The 18418-nt window shown below is 72.7% G+C and carries 12 protein-coding genes; 4 read left to right on the forward strand and 8 right to left on the reverse strand.

Annotated features, from left to right (window positions below; genetic code table 11):
- Positions 1-226 precede the first annotated feature (226 nt).
- Positions 227-7102, forward strand: coding sequence for an acyltransferase domain-containing protein (locus tag ACWCQK_RS28160; protein WP_451159586.1), 6876 nt, complete (start codon positions 227-229; stop codon positions 7100-7102).
- On the forward strand, positions 7099-8133 hold the full coding sequence (locus ACWCQK_RS28165; RefSeq protein ID WP_451159588.1) for a ketoacyl-ACP synthase III family protein: 1035 nt from the start codon (positions 7099-7101) through the stop codon (positions 8131-8133). The genes ACWCQK_RS28160 and ACWCQK_RS28165 overlap by 4 nt, the downstream gene beginning before the upstream one ends.
- 66 nt (positions 8134-8199) lie before the next feature.
- Here the strand turns inward: ACWCQK_RS28165 and ACWCQK_RS28170 are convergent, their stop codons facing one another.
- A complete protein-coding gene (locus tag ACWCQK_RS28170; protein WP_451159590.1) occupies positions 8200-9093 on the reverse strand; it encodes a LysR family transcriptional regulator in 894 nt (297 codons plus the stop codon).
- Positions 9094-9270: 177 nt separating this feature from the next.
- On the opposite strand from ACWCQK_RS28170, the gene ACWCQK_RS28175 reads away from it, so the two are divergent.
- Together ACWCQK_RS28175 and ACWCQK_RS28180 are read left to right on the forward strand one after the other, a co-directional pair.
- Positions 9271-9696, forward strand: a complete 426-nt coding sequence (locus ACWCQK_RS28175; protein WP_451159592.1) for a nuclear transport factor 2 family protein — start codon at positions 9271-9273, stop codon at positions 9694-9696.
- A gap of 344 nt (positions 9697-10040) precedes the next feature.
- On the forward strand, positions 10041-10721 hold the full coding sequence (locus ACWCQK_RS28180; protein WP_451159594.1) for a phosphatase PAP2 family protein: 681 nt from the start codon (positions 10041-10043) through the stop codon (positions 10719-10721).
- Positions 10722-10733: 12 nt separating this feature from the next.
- Here the strand turns inward: ACWCQK_RS28180 and ACWCQK_RS28185 are convergent, their stop codons facing one another.
- The 7 genes from ACWCQK_RS28185 to ACWCQK_RS28215 are packed head-to-tail and all read right to left on the reverse strand — an operon-like array spanning position 10734 to position 18418.
- Complete coding sequence (locus tag ACWCQK_RS28185; RefSeq protein WP_451159596.1) at positions 10734-12077, reverse strand: glutamate-1-semialdehyde 2,1-aminomutase; 1344 nt, start codon at positions 12075-12077, stop codon at positions 10734-10736.
- A gap of 7 nt (positions 12078-12084) precedes the next feature.
- Complete coding sequence (gene rfbC, locus ACWCQK_RS28190; RefSeq protein WP_451159598.1) at positions 12085-12636, reverse strand: dTDP-4-dehydrorhamnose 3,5-epimerase; 552 nt, start codon at positions 12634-12636, stop codon at positions 12085-12087.
- A complete protein-coding gene (locus ACWCQK_RS28195) occupies positions 12633-13865 on the reverse strand; it encodes a polysaccharide pyruvyl transferase family protein (protein ID WP_451159600.1) in 1233 nt (410 codons plus the stop codon). Before ACWCQK_RS28195 ends, rfbC begins: the two co-directional genes overlap by 4 nt.
- A complete protein-coding gene (locus tag ACWCQK_RS28200; RefSeq protein ID WP_451159602.1) occupies positions 13862-14809 on the reverse strand; it encodes a glycosyltransferase family 2 protein in 948 nt (315 codons plus the stop codon). The genes ACWCQK_RS28195 and ACWCQK_RS28200 overlap by 4 nt, the downstream gene beginning before the upstream one ends.
- Positions 14806-16116 (reverse strand): hypothetical protein, encoded by a 1311-nt coding sequence (locus ACWCQK_RS28205; RefSeq protein WP_451159604.1) that lies wholly within the window; start codon positions 16114-16116, stop codon positions 14806-14808. Before ACWCQK_RS28205 ends, ACWCQK_RS28200 begins: the two co-directional genes overlap by 4 nt.
- Before the next feature lie 5 nt (positions 16117-16121).
- Positions 16122-17405 carry a DUF4910 domain-containing protein gene (locus ACWCQK_RS28210; RefSeq protein ID WP_451159606.1) on the reverse strand — a complete coding sequence of 428 codons (1284 nt, stop codon included), beginning with the start codon at positions 17403-17405 and terminating at the stop codon, positions 16122-16124.
- Positions 17393-18418 (reverse strand): NAD-dependent epimerase/dehydratase family protein, encoded by a 1026-nt coding sequence (locus tag ACWCQK_RS28215; protein WP_451159608.1) that lies wholly within the window; start codon positions 18416-18418, stop codon positions 17393-17395. Before ACWCQK_RS28215 ends, ACWCQK_RS28210 begins: the two co-directional genes overlap by 13 nt.

Genomic DNA, 18418 nt, shown 5'->3' on the forward strand with positions numbered 1-18418 from the left:
CGCGTGGGCGACCGCGCCCCCTCCCCGGGGACCGCGTGGCCGACCGTGCCCCTCCCGAGGTCGTCCCGGCCGGCCCGTGGTCCCGCCCCTCGCGAGATCTCGGCCCGCCCGGACCCAGCGGGGCCGGCCCGCGGCCGAACGGCCACCGTGCGGGCGCCACCACAGCGGCGGTCGGCCCGCCACGCGGCTGACCTCCGACCACCGACTCACGAACCAGGAACCACCCGTGCCCGTGCCCGTGGACGACCCGTCCCGTCCCACCGCAGCGAACCGCGCCGCCGAACCCATCGCCGTCATCGGCATGGCCGGCCGCTTCGCCGGCGCCGACACCGTCGACGACCTGTGGACCCTGCTGCGCGACGGCACCGACGCGATCACCGACATCCCCGCCGACCGGTACGACGTCGAGGCCCTCTACGACCCGAAGCCGCGTACCCCCGGACGGACCGTCAGCCGGTGGGGCGGATTCCTGCGCCGCGTAGCCGACTTCGACGCCGAGTTCTTCGGCATCGCTCCGCGCGAGGCCGGGAAGATGGACCCCCAGCAGCGCCTGCTGCTGGAGGTCGCCTACGAGGCACTCGAGGACGCGGGCATCCCGCTGGCGCACCTGGCCGGTTCCGACACCGGCGTCTACGTGGGCCAGGCCGGCGGCGACTACTGGCACACCCAGTACACGCGACGAGATGGGCTCGACCTCTACGGCCTGACCGGGGCCGCGTTCCGCGCGATCACCTCCGGCCGGCTGTCGTACGCCTTCGACCTGCGCGGGCCCAGCTTCACCGTCGACACGGCCTGCTCCTCGGGCCTGGTGGCGGTGCACAACGCCGTCCAGGCACTGCGCCTGGGCGAGTGCCGGACGGCCATCGCCGGCGCGGTCAATCTCGTACTCCGGCCGGAAGAGGGCATCGGGTACTCCAGCGCCGGCATGCTCGCCCGGGACGGCCGCTGCAAGTTCGCCGACGCGTCCGGGGACGGCTTCGTCCGCAGCGACGGCATCGGCACCGTGATCCTCAAACCGCTCGCCCTGGCGCTGGCCGACGGCAACCGCGTCCGGGCCGTCCTGCGCGGCTCCGCCGTGGGCAACGACGGCCGCTCCAGCGGCTACCTGACCACCCCCGGCGTCGAAGGCCAGCGCGACGTGCTCGTCCGCGCCTACGCGAACGCGGGCGTGGACCCGGCCGACGTGGACTACGTGGAGGCGCACGGCACCGGGACCGCCGTCGGCGACCCGGTCGAACTCCAGGCACTCGCGGACGTCCTGGGCACAGGCCGGTCCGCCGCTCACCCCGTGCTCGTGGGCTCGGTCAAGACGAACATCGGGCACGCCGAGGCGGCGGCGGGAATCGCCGGCCTCATCAAAGCGGTCCTCTGCCTCGAACAGCGCGCCGTCCCACCCAGCCTGCATCTGAGCACCCCCAACCCGGCCGTGCCCTGGGCGGCGCTTCCGCTGGCCGTCGCGACCCGCAACACACCGCTGCCCGACGCCGGCCGGCCCGCCCTCGCGGGCATCAGCAGCTTCGGACTGTCCGGGACCAACGCCCACATCGTGCTGGAGGAGTACGTGCCCGGCCGCCAAGTGCGGCCCGCAGGGGCAGGCGCGGTCGCAGGCGCAGGCGCAGGCGATGGGGCAGGCGAAGAGTCGCCGGAGCGGCCCCAACTGCTCACCCTCTCCGCCGCGACCCCCGAGGCGCTCAAGGCACTCGCGGGTTCGGTCGCCCGCTTCCTGACCGACGACAAGAGCGCTCAGCACCGCCTTCGCGACATCTGCCACAGCGCGGCCCAGCACCGTTCCCACCTCGACGCCCGGCTCGCCCTGCCGGCCGACTCCCGCGAGCAGGCCGCGCTCGCACTGGACGCCTTCGTGCGGGACGAACCCGAACCGGGCCTGTCCGCCTCGGAATACACCGACTCCGCCCGGCGCCCCCGGGTGGCCTTCGTCTTTCCCGGCCAGGGCTCCCAGTGGGTGGGCATGGGACGCGAACTGCTCGAGGACGAGCCCGTCTTCGCCCGCGCCCTGCGGAGCTGCGACGCGGCCGTCCGGGCCGAGACCGGCTGGTCGGTCGTCGAACTGCTCCGCGACGGCTCCGAACAACGCCTCGCCGAACTCGACGTCGTCCAGCCCGTCCTGTGGGCGATGGAGATCGCCCTCGCACAGCTGTGGCGCTCCTGGGGGATCGAACCCGACGTCGTCATCGGCCACAGCATGGGCGAATCGGCGGCGGCGTACATCGCGGGCGCCCTGAGCATCGAGGACGCCGCCGCCGTCATCTGCCGCCGCAGCCGGATCGCCAAGCGCCTGTCCGGCCACGGCGCCATGGCCTGGGTCGCGCTGCCCGCCGCCGACGCGGCCCGGGCGCTGACTGGCCACGAGGACACCGTGGCCGTCGCGGCCGCCAACAGCCCCTCGTCCACGCTGCTTTCCGGTGACGCGGACGCGCTGGCCGCGGTCCTCGCGGCACTCGACGCCCAGGGGACACCCCATCGGCTCGTCAACGTCGACTTCGCCTCGCACTGCCCGCAGATGGACGTGCTCCACGACGACCTGCTGGAGGCGCTGGACGACGTGGCCCCTCGCCCGGCGTCCGTACCCATCCACTCCACCCTCCTCGGCGAGGTCGTCGACGGCTCCGGCATGGACGCCCGGTACTGGGTGCGCAACATCCGTGAACCCGTGGACTTCGTCGGCGCCGTGCGCCGTCAACTCGACACCGCCGACACCGTGTTCATCGAGATGAGCCCGCACCCCGTGCTCGTGGGCGGGATCAGGGAGACCGCCCGGGCGGCGGGCCTCGCGGACGTCACGGTGGTGGGATCGCTGCGCCGCCACGAGAGCGAGCGCACCGCGCTGCTCACCGCGGCCGGCACCCTGCACACCGCCGGCGTGCCGATCGACCTCGCCGCCGTCGTCGACGCCGGACACCACGTCCCGCTGCCCGGCTACCCCTGGCAGCGCGACCGGCACTGGCTGCCCGAACCCGCCCCTGTACGGGAGGCCACCGCCGACGCGCCGACCTCCACCCGGCCGCCGCTCGACGCGGCGCGCCGGCATCCCCTCCTGGGCCGGCTCACGACGGCCGCCGACGGCACCCGGGTGTGGCAGGGCCCCCTCAACACCCGTCGCCACGCCTATCTGGCCGGTCATCGGGTCCAGGACACGATCGTCCTGCCGGGAGCCGTCCACCTGGAACTGCTGACGGAGGCGACGCGTCAGGTACTAGGCGACGGACCGGTGGCCCTCGCGGACGTCCACTTCACGCACGCCCTCTACCTCGACGAGGACGGCCCGGCTCCCACCCTGCGGGTGAGCGTCGGCGTGGCCGGGACCGAACTGACCCTCCAGGTACACGGCCGACCCACCGGACACGCGCCATGGGCGCTGCTCGCCCGAGCACGGGGCTACGCCCTCCCGGCGCACCCCGGACCTGAAGCCCCGGTCGATCTGGCCGCCCTCCAGGACACCCTCCCCGAGCGCCTCGGCGCCGCCGACTTCTACGCCTACCACGCCGAACGCGGCAATCAGTGGCAGGGCGCCTTCCGGGGCCTGACGGACCTGTGGTGCCGGGACGGCGAGGCACTGGCACGCGTCGCATGCCCCGACGAACTGCGCGCCGGCCTCGCCGGGCACCACTTCCATCCGGCGCTGCTCGACGCCGGCAGCCAGGCGATGGCAGCGCTCCGCCCCCGGTCGACGGCCGATCCGGACAACGCCTTCGTCCTCGGCGGCATCGACGAGTTCCGCTCCTACGACCGGCCCGGAACCGGGCTGTTCGGCCACGCCCGCCCGGCGCCGGGCGCACATACCGACACCGACACCGTCGTCGCCGACCTGCACCTGCGCGACGCCTCCGGCCGGCTCCTGGCCGACATGAGAGGCGCGCGGCTCCACCACCTCACCGGCCGGGCCCCCGCCCAGAAGGACGCCCTCGTGACCACCGCCACCCCACCCGCTCCCCGCACGCCGCGGACCGCGGACGATCCGGACAGCTGGATGTACGACGTCGAGTGGCGGACGCTGCCGGGACCCGACGCCGCCACCCCGCCCGCCGGGCGCGGCACCTGGCTGGTCCTCACCGACAGCGGGCCCATCGGCAGAGCCGTGGTACGAGGGCTCGCGGCCGAGGGTGAGGACGTCGTCGTGGTGACCGCCGCCGCCACCTACCAGGCCGCGGCCGACCGGATCCGTATCGACCCCGCCGACGCCGCGCATTACGCCACGCTGCTGGACGAGGTGGCCGAGCGTGGCACACTGCGCGGCATCGTGCACCTGTGGTCCCTGGACGCGGAAGCGGGACTGCACGCGACCGGCAAGGAGATCGAGAGAGCCCAACTGCTCGCCTGCGGAAGCGTCGTCCACCTCGTCCAGGCCCTGGACGCGCGCGGCCTGCCCGGCACCCCCGGGCTCTGGCTGATCAGCCGGCACGCCCAGCGCGTCACCTCCCGCGACCGGCTGGTCTCCCCCTTCCAGGCCCCGCTGTGGGGCCTGGGACGCACGCTCGCCGTCGAGCACCCCGCGTCGCGCAGCCGCCTCGTCGACCTGGACCGCGACCCCAAGAGCGTGGCCGCCCTCGTCGCGACCCTGCTGGCCCCAGACGACGAGGACCAGATCGCGCTGCGCGACGGCACCCGTCACGTCGCCCGCCTGGTCCAGCACGGCAGACTTGCCGGAGCCGAGGAACCGGTCTCCGCCGTCTGCCTCACCCTTCCGCCGTCGGGCCGTCTCGACGACCTGCGCCTGACCTCCGTGCCCCTGCCGGCGCCCGCCGCCGACGAAGTCGTCATCCGTGTCTCGCACGCCGCGCTCAATACCCCCGCTCCCTCCGGCACCCGCCCGTTCCCAGGAGTACGGCCGTTCGGCACGGGCTGTTCCGGGACGGTGACCGCCGTCGGCGACGGGGTGCACGACGTGAGCGTCGGCGACGAGGTCATCGCCCTCGCCGAGAACACGACGGCCACCCACATCGTCACCAAGGCCGTCCTGACGGCGCCGAGGCCCGAAGGCGTCACCTCCGCCGAAGGCGCCGCACTGCCCGGGGCGTACCTCGCCGCCTATCACGCGCTCCACCACCGCGCCCGCGTCGAGCAGGGCGACCGCGTGCTCGTCCGCACGGCTGCCGGGGGAGTCGGCCAGGCCGTGGTCAGCGTGGCCCGCTTGCTGGGCGCCGACGTCGTGACCACGGCCGGGACCCCACGCGAGCAGCGCCGCCCGGACGAAGAAGGGGCCGGGCATGTCACGCACCCTCGACCGTCCGCGGTCCCGTCCATGCGCCATGAGGCCACCGGCGAGACCGGATTCGACGCCGTGGTGAACACCCTCGCGGGCGAGGCCGCCCCCACGGACCTCTCCCTGCTCGCGCCCTACGGCCACTACCTCGAACTCGCCACCTCCGCCGAGGCCGGCCCCCTGAACCACGGTGACCTCGCGCCCAACCTCTCCTTCCACGCGATCGACACCGTCCACATGATCAAGCACCGCCCGCACCATGCCGGTGCCGTGCTGCGGGCGACGGCGGACCTTGTCGACAAGGGAACGCTCGCCCTCCTGCCTCACCACGAGTTGAGCGCCGCCGTCTCCGGCGATGCCCTCCGGGCCGCAGTCCGGCAGGGGAGCGCCGGCGAGATCGTCCTCGCCTTCACCGACGATCTGCTCCCCGCCCCGCAGGAACGCCGTAGGCGTGTGGAGCCCCAGGAGTCCCAGAAGGCTGGGGAGGCGCGGGTGCACTCCGTGGGCACCTACCTCGTCACCGGAGGCACCGGAGGCATCGGGGCGCAGGTGGCCTCCTGGCTCGTCGACCAGGGCGCCCGCACCCTCCTGCTGACCGGCCGGACCCCGCTGCCCGACCCGGCCACCGCCGCACCCGACCACCCAGGCGCCACGCGGTCGGCGGTGCTGCGTGATCTCGCCCGGCGGGGTGTCGACGTCCAGTACGCGGCGGTCGACGCGGCCGACCACCGGGCCATGCGCGCCCTCCTCGACGAACGAGCCCGCCAGGGCAAGCCCCCGCTGCGAGGAGTCCTGCACGCCGCCGGGACCCTCGACGGTGTCCTGATACGCGATCTGACGGCCCGGCAGCTCACGGACCAACTGAAGGCCAAGGTCTCGGGCGCCTGGAACCTCCACCGGCTGGTCAGCGGCACACCCTTGGACATGTTCGTCCTCTTCTCGTCCTGCTACTCGGTCCTGTCCGCGCCCTTCCTCGGCGGATACGCCGCCGGAAACGCCTTCCTGGACGCCCTCGCCCACCACCGCCGCGCCGAAGGAGCCCCGGCCACCTCGGTCAACTGGGGCTACTGGGACCGCGTCGGCATGGTCGCCCGCAAGGAGGAGGAAGACGGCCGCAGCCTCGTCCCCCAGGGCATGGCGAGCTTCTCGCCCGGCGAGGGCCTCGCCGCCCTGGACGGCATTCTGGGCGAGGGCGCTTCGCACACCGTCGTCCTCCGAGCGGACTGGCCGTCCTGGGCGCGCGCCTACCCCGAGGCGGCCCGCACCCCGCTGCTCAGCGAACTGACGGCACCCGGCTTCGGCGCCGAGGCGCGAGTGTCACCCGTGTTGCCAGTGCCGCCAGTGCCGGAAGTGCGGCCTGTTCCGGACCGACCGGCACGATCGCCGCAGCCGCAGCCGCAGCCGCAGCCGCAGCCGCAGCCGCAGCCGCAGCCGCAGCCGCAGCCGCAGCCGGGGTCCCCTGCCGCCTCCTGGGCGGCACAGCCCCCTACTAGTCGGCCGGCGTCCTCGGCGTCCCCGGCGGTCTCCCGACCGGAGGCCGTCGAACCCACCGCCGCCGCGTCCTCGGCAGTGGGGACTCCCGCCCCCGGCCAGCGCGGGGCGACGGATCCACAGGTCGTCGACGCACTCAAGGAGACGGCCGCGGAGATCCTCGGACTGAAGCCGGAGCGTCTGAACGCGGCCCGGCCACTGAACAAGATGGGGATGGACTCGATGACGGCGGTGCAGCTGAGGACCGGCATCGACCGGCGCTTCCAGGTCAAGCTGCCGATGGTCACGATCCTGCGGGACAGCTCCATCGACTCACTCGCCCAGGCCATCGCCGACGCGGTGGCCGCCGGGGCGACCGACGCGGCACCGGAAGGAACGTCCCAGAAATGAAGACCCCTGATCTGTACATCGCCGGACTCGGCGTGCACGTCCCCGACATCTTCGACGCGCGGAAGGCCATGGAGCTGGGCCTCTACGACGCCGAGGACTTCGAGTACCAGGGTTGGACCGGCGCGGCCGTCGCCGGGGACACCATGGCACCGGACATGGCCGTACGTGCGGCGCGCCAGGCGGTCGAGCGGGCCGGCCGGCATCCTCACGACCTCGCCCTCCACGTCCACGCCTGTCTGTACAGGCAGGGGCCCGAAGCATGGTCGCCGCAGCACTACATCCTGCGCCACCTCACCGACCTGGACATCCCGTCCTACCAGGTCCGGCAGGGGTGCAGCGGCCTGATCGGTTCGATCGAACTGGCCGCGTGCTACCTCCAGGCCGTCCCCGAACGCAAGGCCGCCCTCGTCACCGGCTCCGACAACGTGGGGGCTCCGCACTTCAATCGCTGGGCCTCCCTCGAGAACGGCATCGTCGCGGACGGGGCGAGCGCCGTCGTCCTCACCAAGGAGCCGGGATTCGCCCGCGTCCTGTCGATCAACAGCGGCTCCACCGCCGAGGTCGAGGAGCAGTTCCGCGAGGAGGAGTTCCCCCCGGTGAACGTCGGCGGGACCGCGGACGCCGTCGACAGGCCCGCGGCGGCCGGATTCGCGGACGAGGCGGTCCTGGAGGCGGTGGGCCGTCAGGGGGAACTGCGCACGGAACTCGCCCTGCGCACGATCACCGAGGCGGACCTCGACGTCGCCGACATCGCCCGCGTGGCGCACATCTTCACCGGCCGGGAGAGCTATCTCAAGGGCATCCTCGACCCGATGGGCCTCAGCCCCGAGCAGGGACTCCTTGATTTCGGACGGGGGTTGGGGCACATGACGGTCAACGACCAGATCGTCGGCCTCAACCATCTCGTGGAGACGCGCCAGGTGGCCGCCGGCGACCACATCCTCATCGTCGCGCACGGGGGCGGTGTCTCGATCACCTGCGCGGTGGTCCGCATCGACCACCTTCCGTCCTGGGCGGTCGCCCAGGCTTGAGCCGCGGCGAAGCCCCCTCCGAACGCACTGAACGGACTCAACGCGCCGAACGCGCCGATACCGTGCTCACCCTCGCCAGATGAGGAACTCGTGCGCCATCGCGATCAGGGCCCGTGCCGCGGCGCTGGGCGTGCGCTCGGACGGAGTGGCCAGGGAGAACGGCCAGTCCAGGTCGGCGTCGTCGATGGTCAGCGTGGCGACTCCTTCGGCCTTGGCGAGGGCGGGGCGTGGCAGGAGCGCGACGCCCAGGCCGTTGCGGACGTAGGCCACGCCGGTGGGGAGGTCGGTGATCTCGAGGGCGACGCGACGGGACACGGAGGCGGCGGCGAAGGCCTGGTCGGCGACGGTCCGGATGCCGTAGCTCTCGGGAAAGTCGACGAAGTCCAGCCCGGCCAGTGCGGTGATGGGCACGGTGCGGCGCTTCGCGAGTGGGTGATCGGCCGGTACGACGAGGTCGAGCACCGAGGTGGCGAGGTCGGTCAGCGTGATGTCCGTGGGGTGAGGTCCGGGCAGGGAGACGAAGGCGAGGTCGAGCCGCCGTTCGAGGAGGGCGTCGATCAGGCCCTGGGAGCCGGAGGCCGCGGCGCTGGTCTGCAGGAGGACACCGGGATGACGCCGGTGGAACTCACCGAGAAGCGCGGGGAAGTCGATGAGCCCCACCGTGGTCATCGTGCCCAGCCGCAGGGTGCCGCGCAGTCCTCCGCGGACCTCGGCCACCGCGTCCACGGCCTCCCGGGCGGCGTCGAGCGCGGCGAGGGCGCGGGGGAGCAGGGCGGCACCGGCATCGGTGAGCAGCACGCGCTTGGAGGTGCGCTCCAGCAGGGGCGTGCCGAGTTCTCGCTCGAGGTTCTTGATCGTGCTGGAGACCGCGGACTGGACGACGTGCAGCCGTGCGGCGGCACGAGTGAAGTTCGCTTCCTCGGCGACGGTGACGAAGTGTTCGAGTTGGCGCAGTTCCACCCTCCCAATATCCCACAGTGAGCCCCTCAAGTATCTCTGAGCGAGATGGCCGCGTTCTCTGACTTTCGTTGGACACCGACCGTCGCGCAGAGCGATCCTCTTCATCAGTGGAACTGCAGAAAGCAGGAACTGACTCCTTGCGAGGCCGGCTCATTTCCGCTGCGATATGGAGGAAACGTGTCCCGTAATCAGAAAATCGTGGATGCTTGCTGGCGGGCCTATTCGGGATTCGAGGAGAATGATTCCTCGGATCTGGTGGCCCTGATGTCGCCGAAGGTGGTTTTCGACTTTCCGGCGTCGCTGCCGTACGGCGGGACATTCCATGGACCTGAAGGGTTTCGAGCCTTCTACCAGGATATCTACGACCACTACTACGAGACCTTCAATTATGACGCGCACACGGTGCTCGATGCCGGGTCGCACGTCATCGTTCCCGTCAGGGCTCGGGCGAAGGCGAAGACCGGTCGCTCGATGGAGAATGAACACTGTCTGCTGTTCACCGTGCGCGACGGGCTGATCACCGAGGCCCGACTGTACGCGGACACCGCCAAGGGGCGTGACTCGATCGACGGCCTCCCGGTGTACCCGTCGGCGGCCTCCTGAGGAACCGGAGCGGCCCGCCATCGCCCGGCGCTCCGCCGGACCACGTTGTTGGTTAGGGTGGCGGGCGGAGACTGCTACTGGCGCCCTTGACCAGGGTGTTGGACAGGCCGGGGAGTTCAGGGCCGTACAGGCTGACGCTCCCGCGCGAGCCAGGTCGGATACGACGTCGGACATGACGTCGGACATGACGACGGGCTTGCCGGTGAGGAGTCGGCACCACGGGGACGGGGGCATGGACCATTGCTGCGCGGAGAAGACACGAAGGTCACCGAAGGCGGACCGGGCCGTCGTCAGACGCGCCTGGGGCGGGGAAGAGCCACGGGTCGACCGTACGCGGTGAGCGTGTGACCGGCCGGTCGGGGCGCCCGGTGCTGCCCCCGACGCTGCGCGCGCGGCTCGGGCTGATCGCGGCCCTCGCCGCGCTGGTGGTCGTCGTGCTCGGGGTCCTGTATGCCGACGACAGCGAGCCCGGCAGGGTGGACGCGCGGATCTGGGCGGCGGTGTACGGCGTGCCCTCGCCGTGGCGGCATGTCGCTCTGGCCCTCGACTTCCTGGGGGAGCCCGGGGGAGCGGCGACGCTGGTCGTCGCCGCCGTGACGGGCTGCCTGCTCCTTCGGCGTCCTCGCGCGGCGGTGCTCGTCGTCGCCGGCGCCGGCGCGACCGTGACGACGGCGACGCTGCTCAAGTCCGTGGTGGGACGCACCATCCACGACGGGAACCTGTCCTACCCGAGCGGGCACACCGCCTTCGTCACCGCGCTCGCCCTGGTGGTGGCGCTGGTCGGCACCGGCCGGCTCGGCCTCGGCGGGACGGCCGGCACGTCGGTCGTGCTCGCCACGGCGCTGGTCGCCGGCGCCGCGATGGGCTGGGCGCAGGTCGCCCTGGGGGCGCACTATCCGACCGACGTCCTCGGCGGCTGGTGCACCGCGCTGGCGGTGACACCGGCCACCGCGTGGCTGGTCGACCGGATGGCCGACCGGCTGCCCGACCGGACGGCCGACGCCGCTCATGAGGAGAGTCGCTGACGGCACATCACCTCAGACCAGGCGGCGGAACACGGGTTTCACCGGTCGTCCGACCAACCAGGGAGTGGGGTCGGCGGCGTCCAGCGCCTTCCGGTACACCGCACATGCCTGGGCCACCACGTCGACGGTCTGATCGATGTCGGCGTCGCTGAGCGCGCTGCTCACCACGAACGACGGGGCCAGCACCCCGCCCGCGAGGAGCCGGTGCAGGAACAGGGTGCGGTACCGCTGCGACGGCTGCCGGTTCTCGTCGAGGGTGGCGAAGACCAGGTTGCTGGCCCGGCCCCGGACGACGACGTGGTCGCCGACGCCCATGCCGGCCGCCGCGTCGCGGACGCCGGCGGCCAGCCGTTCGCCGAGGGCGTGCAGCCGCGCGGTGACGCCTTCTTCGACATAGGTGGCCTGGACGGCCATCGCGGCGGCCAGGGAGTGTGTTTCCGCGCCGTGCGTGGTGGACAGCAGGAAGACCCGGTCGCCGGAGTGGCGCAGCCCGCCCCGTTCCATCAGGTCGCGGCGCCCGGCCAGCGCGGAGACGGCGAACCCGTTGCCCAGCGCCTTGCCGAACGTGGAGAGGTCGGGGACGACGCCGTACAGGCTCTGGGCGCCCGCCTCGGACCAGCGGAAACCGGTGATCATCTCATCGAAGATCAGGACGCAGCCGTGCCGGTCGGCCAGCGCGCGCAGGCCGGCGAGGTACCCGGGCGGCGGCTCGGTGTGGGTGGCGGGTTCGAGGATGAGGCAGGCGATCTCGTCCTGGTGGCGGGTGAGCAGCTCCTCCGTGGCGGCCAGGTCCCCGTAAGGGAACGTCACGGTGAGTTCCTCGGTCGCCGCCGGAACACCGGCGGACATCGGCGTGGTGCCGATGAACCAGTCGTCGACGGAGAAGAACGGATGGTCGGCGCAGAGGGCCACCCGCGGCCGCCCGGTGGCGGCGCGGGCGAGGCGCACCGCGGCGGTGGTGGCGTCGGAGCCGTTCTTCGCGAACTTCACCATCTCGGCGGTCGGCACCGTGGCCAGGAAGCGTTCCGCGGCTTCGACCTCCACGATGGACGGCCGGACGAAGTTGCTGCCGCGGTCGAGTTCCCGCCGCGCCGCCTCGGTCACCCGGGGGTGGGCGTGGCCGAGGCTGACCGAGCGCAGACCGGAGCCGTACTCGATGTAGCGGTTGCCGTCGATGTCCCAGACATGGGCACCGAGGCCGTGGCTGATGACGGGGGCCAGGTTCTCGGGATACTGGTCGTCGCCCTTGGCGTAGGTGTGCGCGCCCCCGGGGATCATGGCGTGCAGCCGCTCGTTCGCCGCCCGCGACCGGGGCAGGACGAACTCCGCGGTGTCTTCGGTGTGTTCGGTGTTCACGCCGACCTCACTTCTCCATCTGCTTCAGGGCCTCGGCGAGTCTCGGCGCCTCCCGGTCCCGCTGGGACATCGACGCGGCCGGCAGCGGCCAGGGAATGGCGAGCTCCGGGTCGTCGAAGGCGATCGTCACGTCCTCGGCCGGATCGTGCGGACGGTCGATCCGGTACGAGGTGTCGGCGGTGTCGGTCAGCGCCTGGAAGCCGTGCGCGCACCCCGCCGGGATGTACAGGGTCACCTGTGTCTCGCCGGACAGCTCGAAGAAGGCCCGGTTGCGGTACGTCGGCGAGTCGGGCCGCAGGTCCACGACGACGTCGAAGACCTTCCCGTACGAGCACCGCACCAGCTTGGCCTCGCCGGCGCCGGAGCGCAGGTGCAGGCCGCGCAGCACGCCCCGGGCCGAGCGGGACAGGCTGTCCTGGACGAAGGTGTCCGGGTCCAGGCCCACCGAGCGGACCACGTCGGCGTCGAAGGTGCGGCAGAAGAAGCCGCGCTCGTCGGCGTACGGCGTCGGCTCGAACAGGTACGCGCCGGCGATCGCCGGGACTTCGGTCGCCTTCATGAGGTCTCCCGCAGGGCGTGGGCGTTGTCGGCCGCCGGGAACAGGGCCGCTGTCAAGGCGGTGAACTGGTGGTCGAGTTGCTGAAGGACGGCCGCGTTCCGCTCGGTGAGGGTCCGCCGCAGTTCCACCGATCGCTTCTCCAACGACCGGAACAGATCGAGCAGTTGGTCGGCGTCGACCTCGCGGGCCGGATGGCAGTACGCGTCCAGCCCCAGCTGAGCCATGAGCGCGTCGCTCTTCGCCGCGTAGCTGAGCGCGAGCGTCGGTGTGCCGACCTTCAGCGCGCAGATCAGGTTGTGGTACCGGGTCGCCACCACGGTGTCGGCGGCCGCCATCTCCGTCATCAGGTCGGCCAGCGAGGCCGCCTCGGCGGCGGTGACCAGCGGCGAGTCCACCGCGTCGAGGATCGCGGCGACCACCGGCCGATCGCACTCGTCGCCGGTCACCAGCCGGACCCGCCTGCCGTCCTCGACCAGCGCGCGGACGAAACGGGTCGTCCCGTCGAGGTAGCGCCGGTGGATCTCCTCGGCCCGGGCACGGTCGTCGTTGCCGCCGTGGAAGTCCATGACCCCGACGCAGACCGGGCCGCCCGGTCCCGAGGGCGCGCTCGGCGAGGGCGTCGGCAGGGCGAAAGCGAGGTCCGGGTGGACCTTGTCGCGCGCGGTGTCCACGCCCATCGCGCGCATCGCGTCGCGGGACAGGACATCACGGTACGACCGGTAGGCGGCCAGCCGCGCCGACCAGCGCACCAGGGCGCGGGTCGGCCGGTCGCCGATCGCTGCGGCGCCGACGCCGACCAGCGCGACCCGGGTGCCGAACAGCCGGCCGGTCGCGCAGAGCAGGAACAGCGAGTACGGGAAGCCCCACGGCCGCAGCGGCAGCGTCGCCTCCAGGACGCCCATGCCCGGGACGATCACCACGTCATGGCGGCGCACCCAGGCGGCGGTACGGAAGACGTCGACGAGCTTGCCCAGACCCTTCGCCGCGATCGCGCCCGCCCGCGACGCGGTCCGGTACTCCCCGCCGTACCAGTGCAGCCGCGTCGCGGGGATGCCGTACCGGGCCGCGACGACCTCGGGTCCGCCGCACAGCGCGTCCACGGCCGCCTCCGGGTGCTCGGCGCGCAGGTAGCCGAGTACGGCCTCCAGCGACCCGTCGTTGCCGAGGTTGCCGGAGCCGAGCAGCCCGAACACCCCGACACGTACCGGAGTTTCGTTCGCCGACGTCATGCCCGCCTCCCCTCACGACCCGCGACGAGGGCGTCGACGGAGACGGAGAGCAGGGCCGGGTCGACCGGGGCGCGGTCCTCGACCCGCTCGCCGGCGCCCGGCCGGACCCGGCTGGTCATCCACGCCATCAGGTGGCGGTGGCAGGCGCGCCGGTCGGCCGGGGTCAACGGCGCCCGCCGGATCGCGGAGACGAAGCCCCAGACGTACTCGGCGAGCAGCCGGGGCGTCGGGTGCAACAGGCCGGCCCGGCGCGGGTCCAGGTTGACGCACCGGGAGCGCTTGCCGGGGTTCGCCCGCTCGGCGCGGGTGGGATGGTCGCGGCGGAAGTACAGCAGCTCCGGGACCTGGTGGAAGGGTCCGTGCAGGGTGATCTCGGCGACGAACGTGCGGTCCGCGTGGTGGTAGCTGTCGTGCGGCTTCACCCGGCGCAGCACGTCGGCCCGCATCACCCCGTAGAAGTCGTCGCCACCGGGCTCGAACAGCAGACTGCGGAACCGCTCCGGCGCGTCGGGCGAGTCGGTCGCGAGCCCGTACTCGTACGGGACCTTCACCTGTCCTTCGCCGTCGATGACCGCCTGGCCGGAGTGCGCGAGGATCACGTCCGGCCGCTCGTCCAGCGCCTCGACGCAGCGCAGCAGCAGGTCCCGGGCGTACAGGTCGTCGTGCGAGGCCCACTTGAACAGCTCGCCCCGGCACTCGGTGAACACATGATTGTGGTTCGGTGCGGCGCCGATGTTGCGGGGCAGCCGCAGATAGCGGATGCGCGAGTCCCGTGCGGCGTACCGGCGGCAGATGTCCTGGGTCCCGTCGGTCGAGGCGTTGTCCGAGATGACCAGCTCGAAGTCCTCGTAGGTCTGGCCGAGCAGGGCCTCCAGCGACTCGGCCAGGTACTCCTCGCCGTTGTAGACGGGCAGGCCGATGCTCAGCCGGGGTCGGTCGGTCATGAGGTCCTCACTTCGGGAATGGGATCGCGGTGGTGCTCGCGCAGGGCGGCGCGCAGGTGCAGCCACCACAGGGCCGAGCTGCCGAGGGTCGCGGCGGCGACGCCCCAGGCCGAGCCGACCGTGCCGGCCACGGCCGCCCCGCCGAGGCCGCCGCCGGCATAGCAGGCGGAGGCGAACAGCTGGCAGCGCAGGCTGCGCCGGGCCGCGCCGAGCGCGCGCAGCCCGGCCGCCGCGCCGGTGCCGAGGCTCGCGCCCGCGACGCCGAGCGTGGCCGGCAGGATGAGCTGCGAGGCGGAGTGCCAGACGTCGCCGAGCACGAACTCGCCGAACCGGTCGGGCATCAGCAGCAGCGCCCCGCCCCAGCACAGCGCGGCGACGGCCTGCCCGCCGCCGAGCAGGAGGCAGAAGGTGCCCAGCCGGTGCGAGGCCCGCCGCAGCACCCGCGCCGCCTCCGCGACGGTGACCAGCGACAGCCCCATCAGCACGGCGAGGAACGGACCGAGCAGCAGCTCGGCGCCCCGGACCGCGCCCACCGAGCTGACTCCGACGATCGCGCCGAGCCCGTACGCCCGCAGCTGGCTCGCGCCGCTGAGGCTGACGTTCTCGACCAGGTACCGGTAGCCGAGGTCGCGCTGCTCGCGGAGCCACCCGCGCGCTCCGGCCGGCCGGGGCCGGATGCCGGACTGGAGACAGCCGTACCCCGCGGCCACCGCGGCGGACGCGCCCCAGGCGACCACGAACGCGGCCACGCTGCCCACACGGGCCGCCACGACCATGGCCGGGATGAGCGCGACGCCCCACACGAGGTCGTTGGCGAACGCCTTCTGCCCGGTGCCGGCGGCGAAGAACGAGTACCGCCAGGCGTCCTGCAACAGCAGCGTCGGCAGGACGACGCCGAGACAGGCGAACGCCGGCCCCACACTGCCGCCGAGGCCCAGCCCGATCACCAGGCACACCGCGCCGAGGCCGGCACCGACGCCGAGCGCCGTACCCGACGACCGGGCCACCGCCCCGCGCCAGGCGGTGTCCGACACGCCGCTGAAGCGCACCACGAGCGGGTCGGTGGCCAGCCCCCGGGAGACGTTGAGCACCACGCCGTAGGTCACCCAGGCCAGACTGAACACGCCGAACGCGGCCGGCCCCAGGGAGCGTGCCACGTAGATGCCCACCGCGAAGTTGGTCATGCTGGAGGCCGCCTGGTCGGCCAGTCCCCAGGACAGCCGGCCGAGCATGGCGCGCTTGGCGGTCCGCCGGGGTCCCTCCGGTGCCGCCGCCGTCGCCGTCGTCTTCTCCTTCTCGGTGGTCATGGGCGTCACGCCTTGATCAGTTCGGCGTCGCACAGGGCGTCGGCCGCCGCGACGACGGTGTCGAACGGCAGCCCGGACCGTTCGGCGACGTCCAGCAGGGAGTGCTCGCCGTCGGAGAGGCTGAGCACCCAGAGCATGGCCATCTGAGCCTGCTTCGCGTCGCTGCGGCCGCCGAGCGAGTCGTACAACCCGCGTCTGCCCAGCTGTGGTTCGCCGTACGGGCTGAGGTTGACGTACCGCCTGTTGCCGTCCAGCACCGCGAATGCCTCGCGGCACAGGGCGAGCGTGTCCGCCATCGCCTCCGGGGAGACGAAGTCCAGGTTGTCGGCCGAGGTGTGGTACTCGGGGTACCCGGCGTACGGGGTCCGGCTGAGCGAGCCCACGCCGAGATCGAACCCGGGTGAGCAGAACTGCCGCTCGTCGTAGCCGTACGGAGTGAACTCGGTGACGTGGTGCGGGCGTTCGGAGGCGGCCAGCACATGCCGCAGTACCCGGTCGATCTCCGCGTCACCGCGCCTGCTCTGCTTGTACGTCAGCCGGCCCGGGTCGCCCGCGCAGGCCAGCACCAGCCCGTGCTTGACCCGTTCCACCCGCTCCGCGTTGCGGGCCAGCCAGGTGATCGCCCCGATGGTGCCGGGCGCGTAGATGAACCGGTAGGTGTAGTACGGCGTCCGCCGCGCCAGCGCCCGGGCCAGGAAGGTCGCCACCGCGATGCCGGCCAGGTTGTCGTTGGCCAGCGACGGGTGGCAGACGTGACAGGAGACGATCACCTCGTCGGCGACCTGCCCGGGGACCACGTGCTCGGCGTAGGTGAGGTGGCCGTCGGCGAGCGTGGAGTCGACGCGCACCTCGTAGTCGCCGTCCGGCATCGCGTCCAGGGTCTCCTGGGCCAGGCAGAACCCCCACTCCGGCTGGTAGTAGCTTGTCCGGTAGGGCACCCAGGACGGGTGCTCCGGCAGGGTGTGCAGGTGTCCGCGCAGCTCGGCCAGCGGCATGGTCGCCGACACCGGCACGCTGTAGCCGAGCACGTGGAGGCTGGACGCGGCGAAGTCGACGATCCGGTTGCCGGCGGCGTCGGCGATGTACGCGTCCCGGATGTTCCACTCCTGCGGCACCGTCCAGTCGAGCACCTGCGTCCCGGTCGGCACCTCGTGCACCTGGAGCGGGACGTACTCGCCGACGATGTCCAGGGTGGCGCGCACCCCGTCGCCGGTGATGCTCCGGCACAGCGGGTACAACCGCTCCACCAGGGCGTACATCTCCTCGCCTGCGTCGGTCATCGGCGCCACCGCAGGGTGTCGTCGACGGTGCCCGCCTCGGACGCCGCGCGCAGCACGGCCAGCCGGGTGAAGCGTCGCTCGAAGTCCTCCCGCGTCAGCCCGTGTTCGCGGTAGGCGTCGGCGAGTTCGAGCGCGCCCTGTTTCACCGTCCACTCGCAGTCGAAGCCGGGTATCGCGGCGCGGAACCGGGAGAAGTCCACCCGGTAGGACCGCGGGTCGGCACCGTTCTCCCCGGTGATCACCACCTTCGCGCCGGCCACCGCCTCGGCGACCTGCTCGGCGATCTCGGCGACCGTGACGTTGTTGATCTCGCTGCCGATGTTGAACGCCCGGTCGTGCACCGAGTCCCGCGGCGCGGTGAGCGCCGCCGTGAAGGCCCGTGCGATGTCGGCGGCGTGCACCAGCGGACGCCAGGGGGTGCCGTCGGAGAGCACAAGGACCTCACCGGACAACAGCGCGTGCCCCACCAGGTTGTTCAGCACGATGTCGGCGCGCAGCCGGGGCGAGAAGCCGAAGGCGGTGGCGTTGCGCATGAACACCGGACTGAAGTCGCCGTCGGCGAGCTCGTGCAGGTCGTCCTCCACCCGCACCTTGGACTCCGCGTACGGCGTCACCGGGCGCAGCGGGGCGTCCTCGGCCACCAGGTCGTCGCCGCCGGCGGCGCCGTAGACCGAGCACGTCGACGCGTACAGGAAGCGCCGCACTCCGGCTTCGCGGGCCAGCCGGGCCAGCCGCACGGACGCGTGGTGGTTGATGTCGTAGGTGAGGTCGGGCGCCAGCGATCCCAGCGGGTCGTTGGACAGCGCGGCCAGGTGGATCACGGCGTCCACCCCGGCCACCTGGTCGGCGGTGACGTCGCGCAGGTCCACCCGCACCCCCGGCGGGTCCGCGGGTGTCGGGCCGAGGACGCAGTCGGCGAACAGGCCGGCGTCAAGACCGACGACCTCGTGTCCGGCGGCCGCGAGGACCGGTGCCATCACGGTGCCCAAGTAGCCCTGGTGTCCGGTCAGTAGTACACGCAT

The organism is Streptomyces sp. NPDC002306 (genome assembly GCF_053593435.1).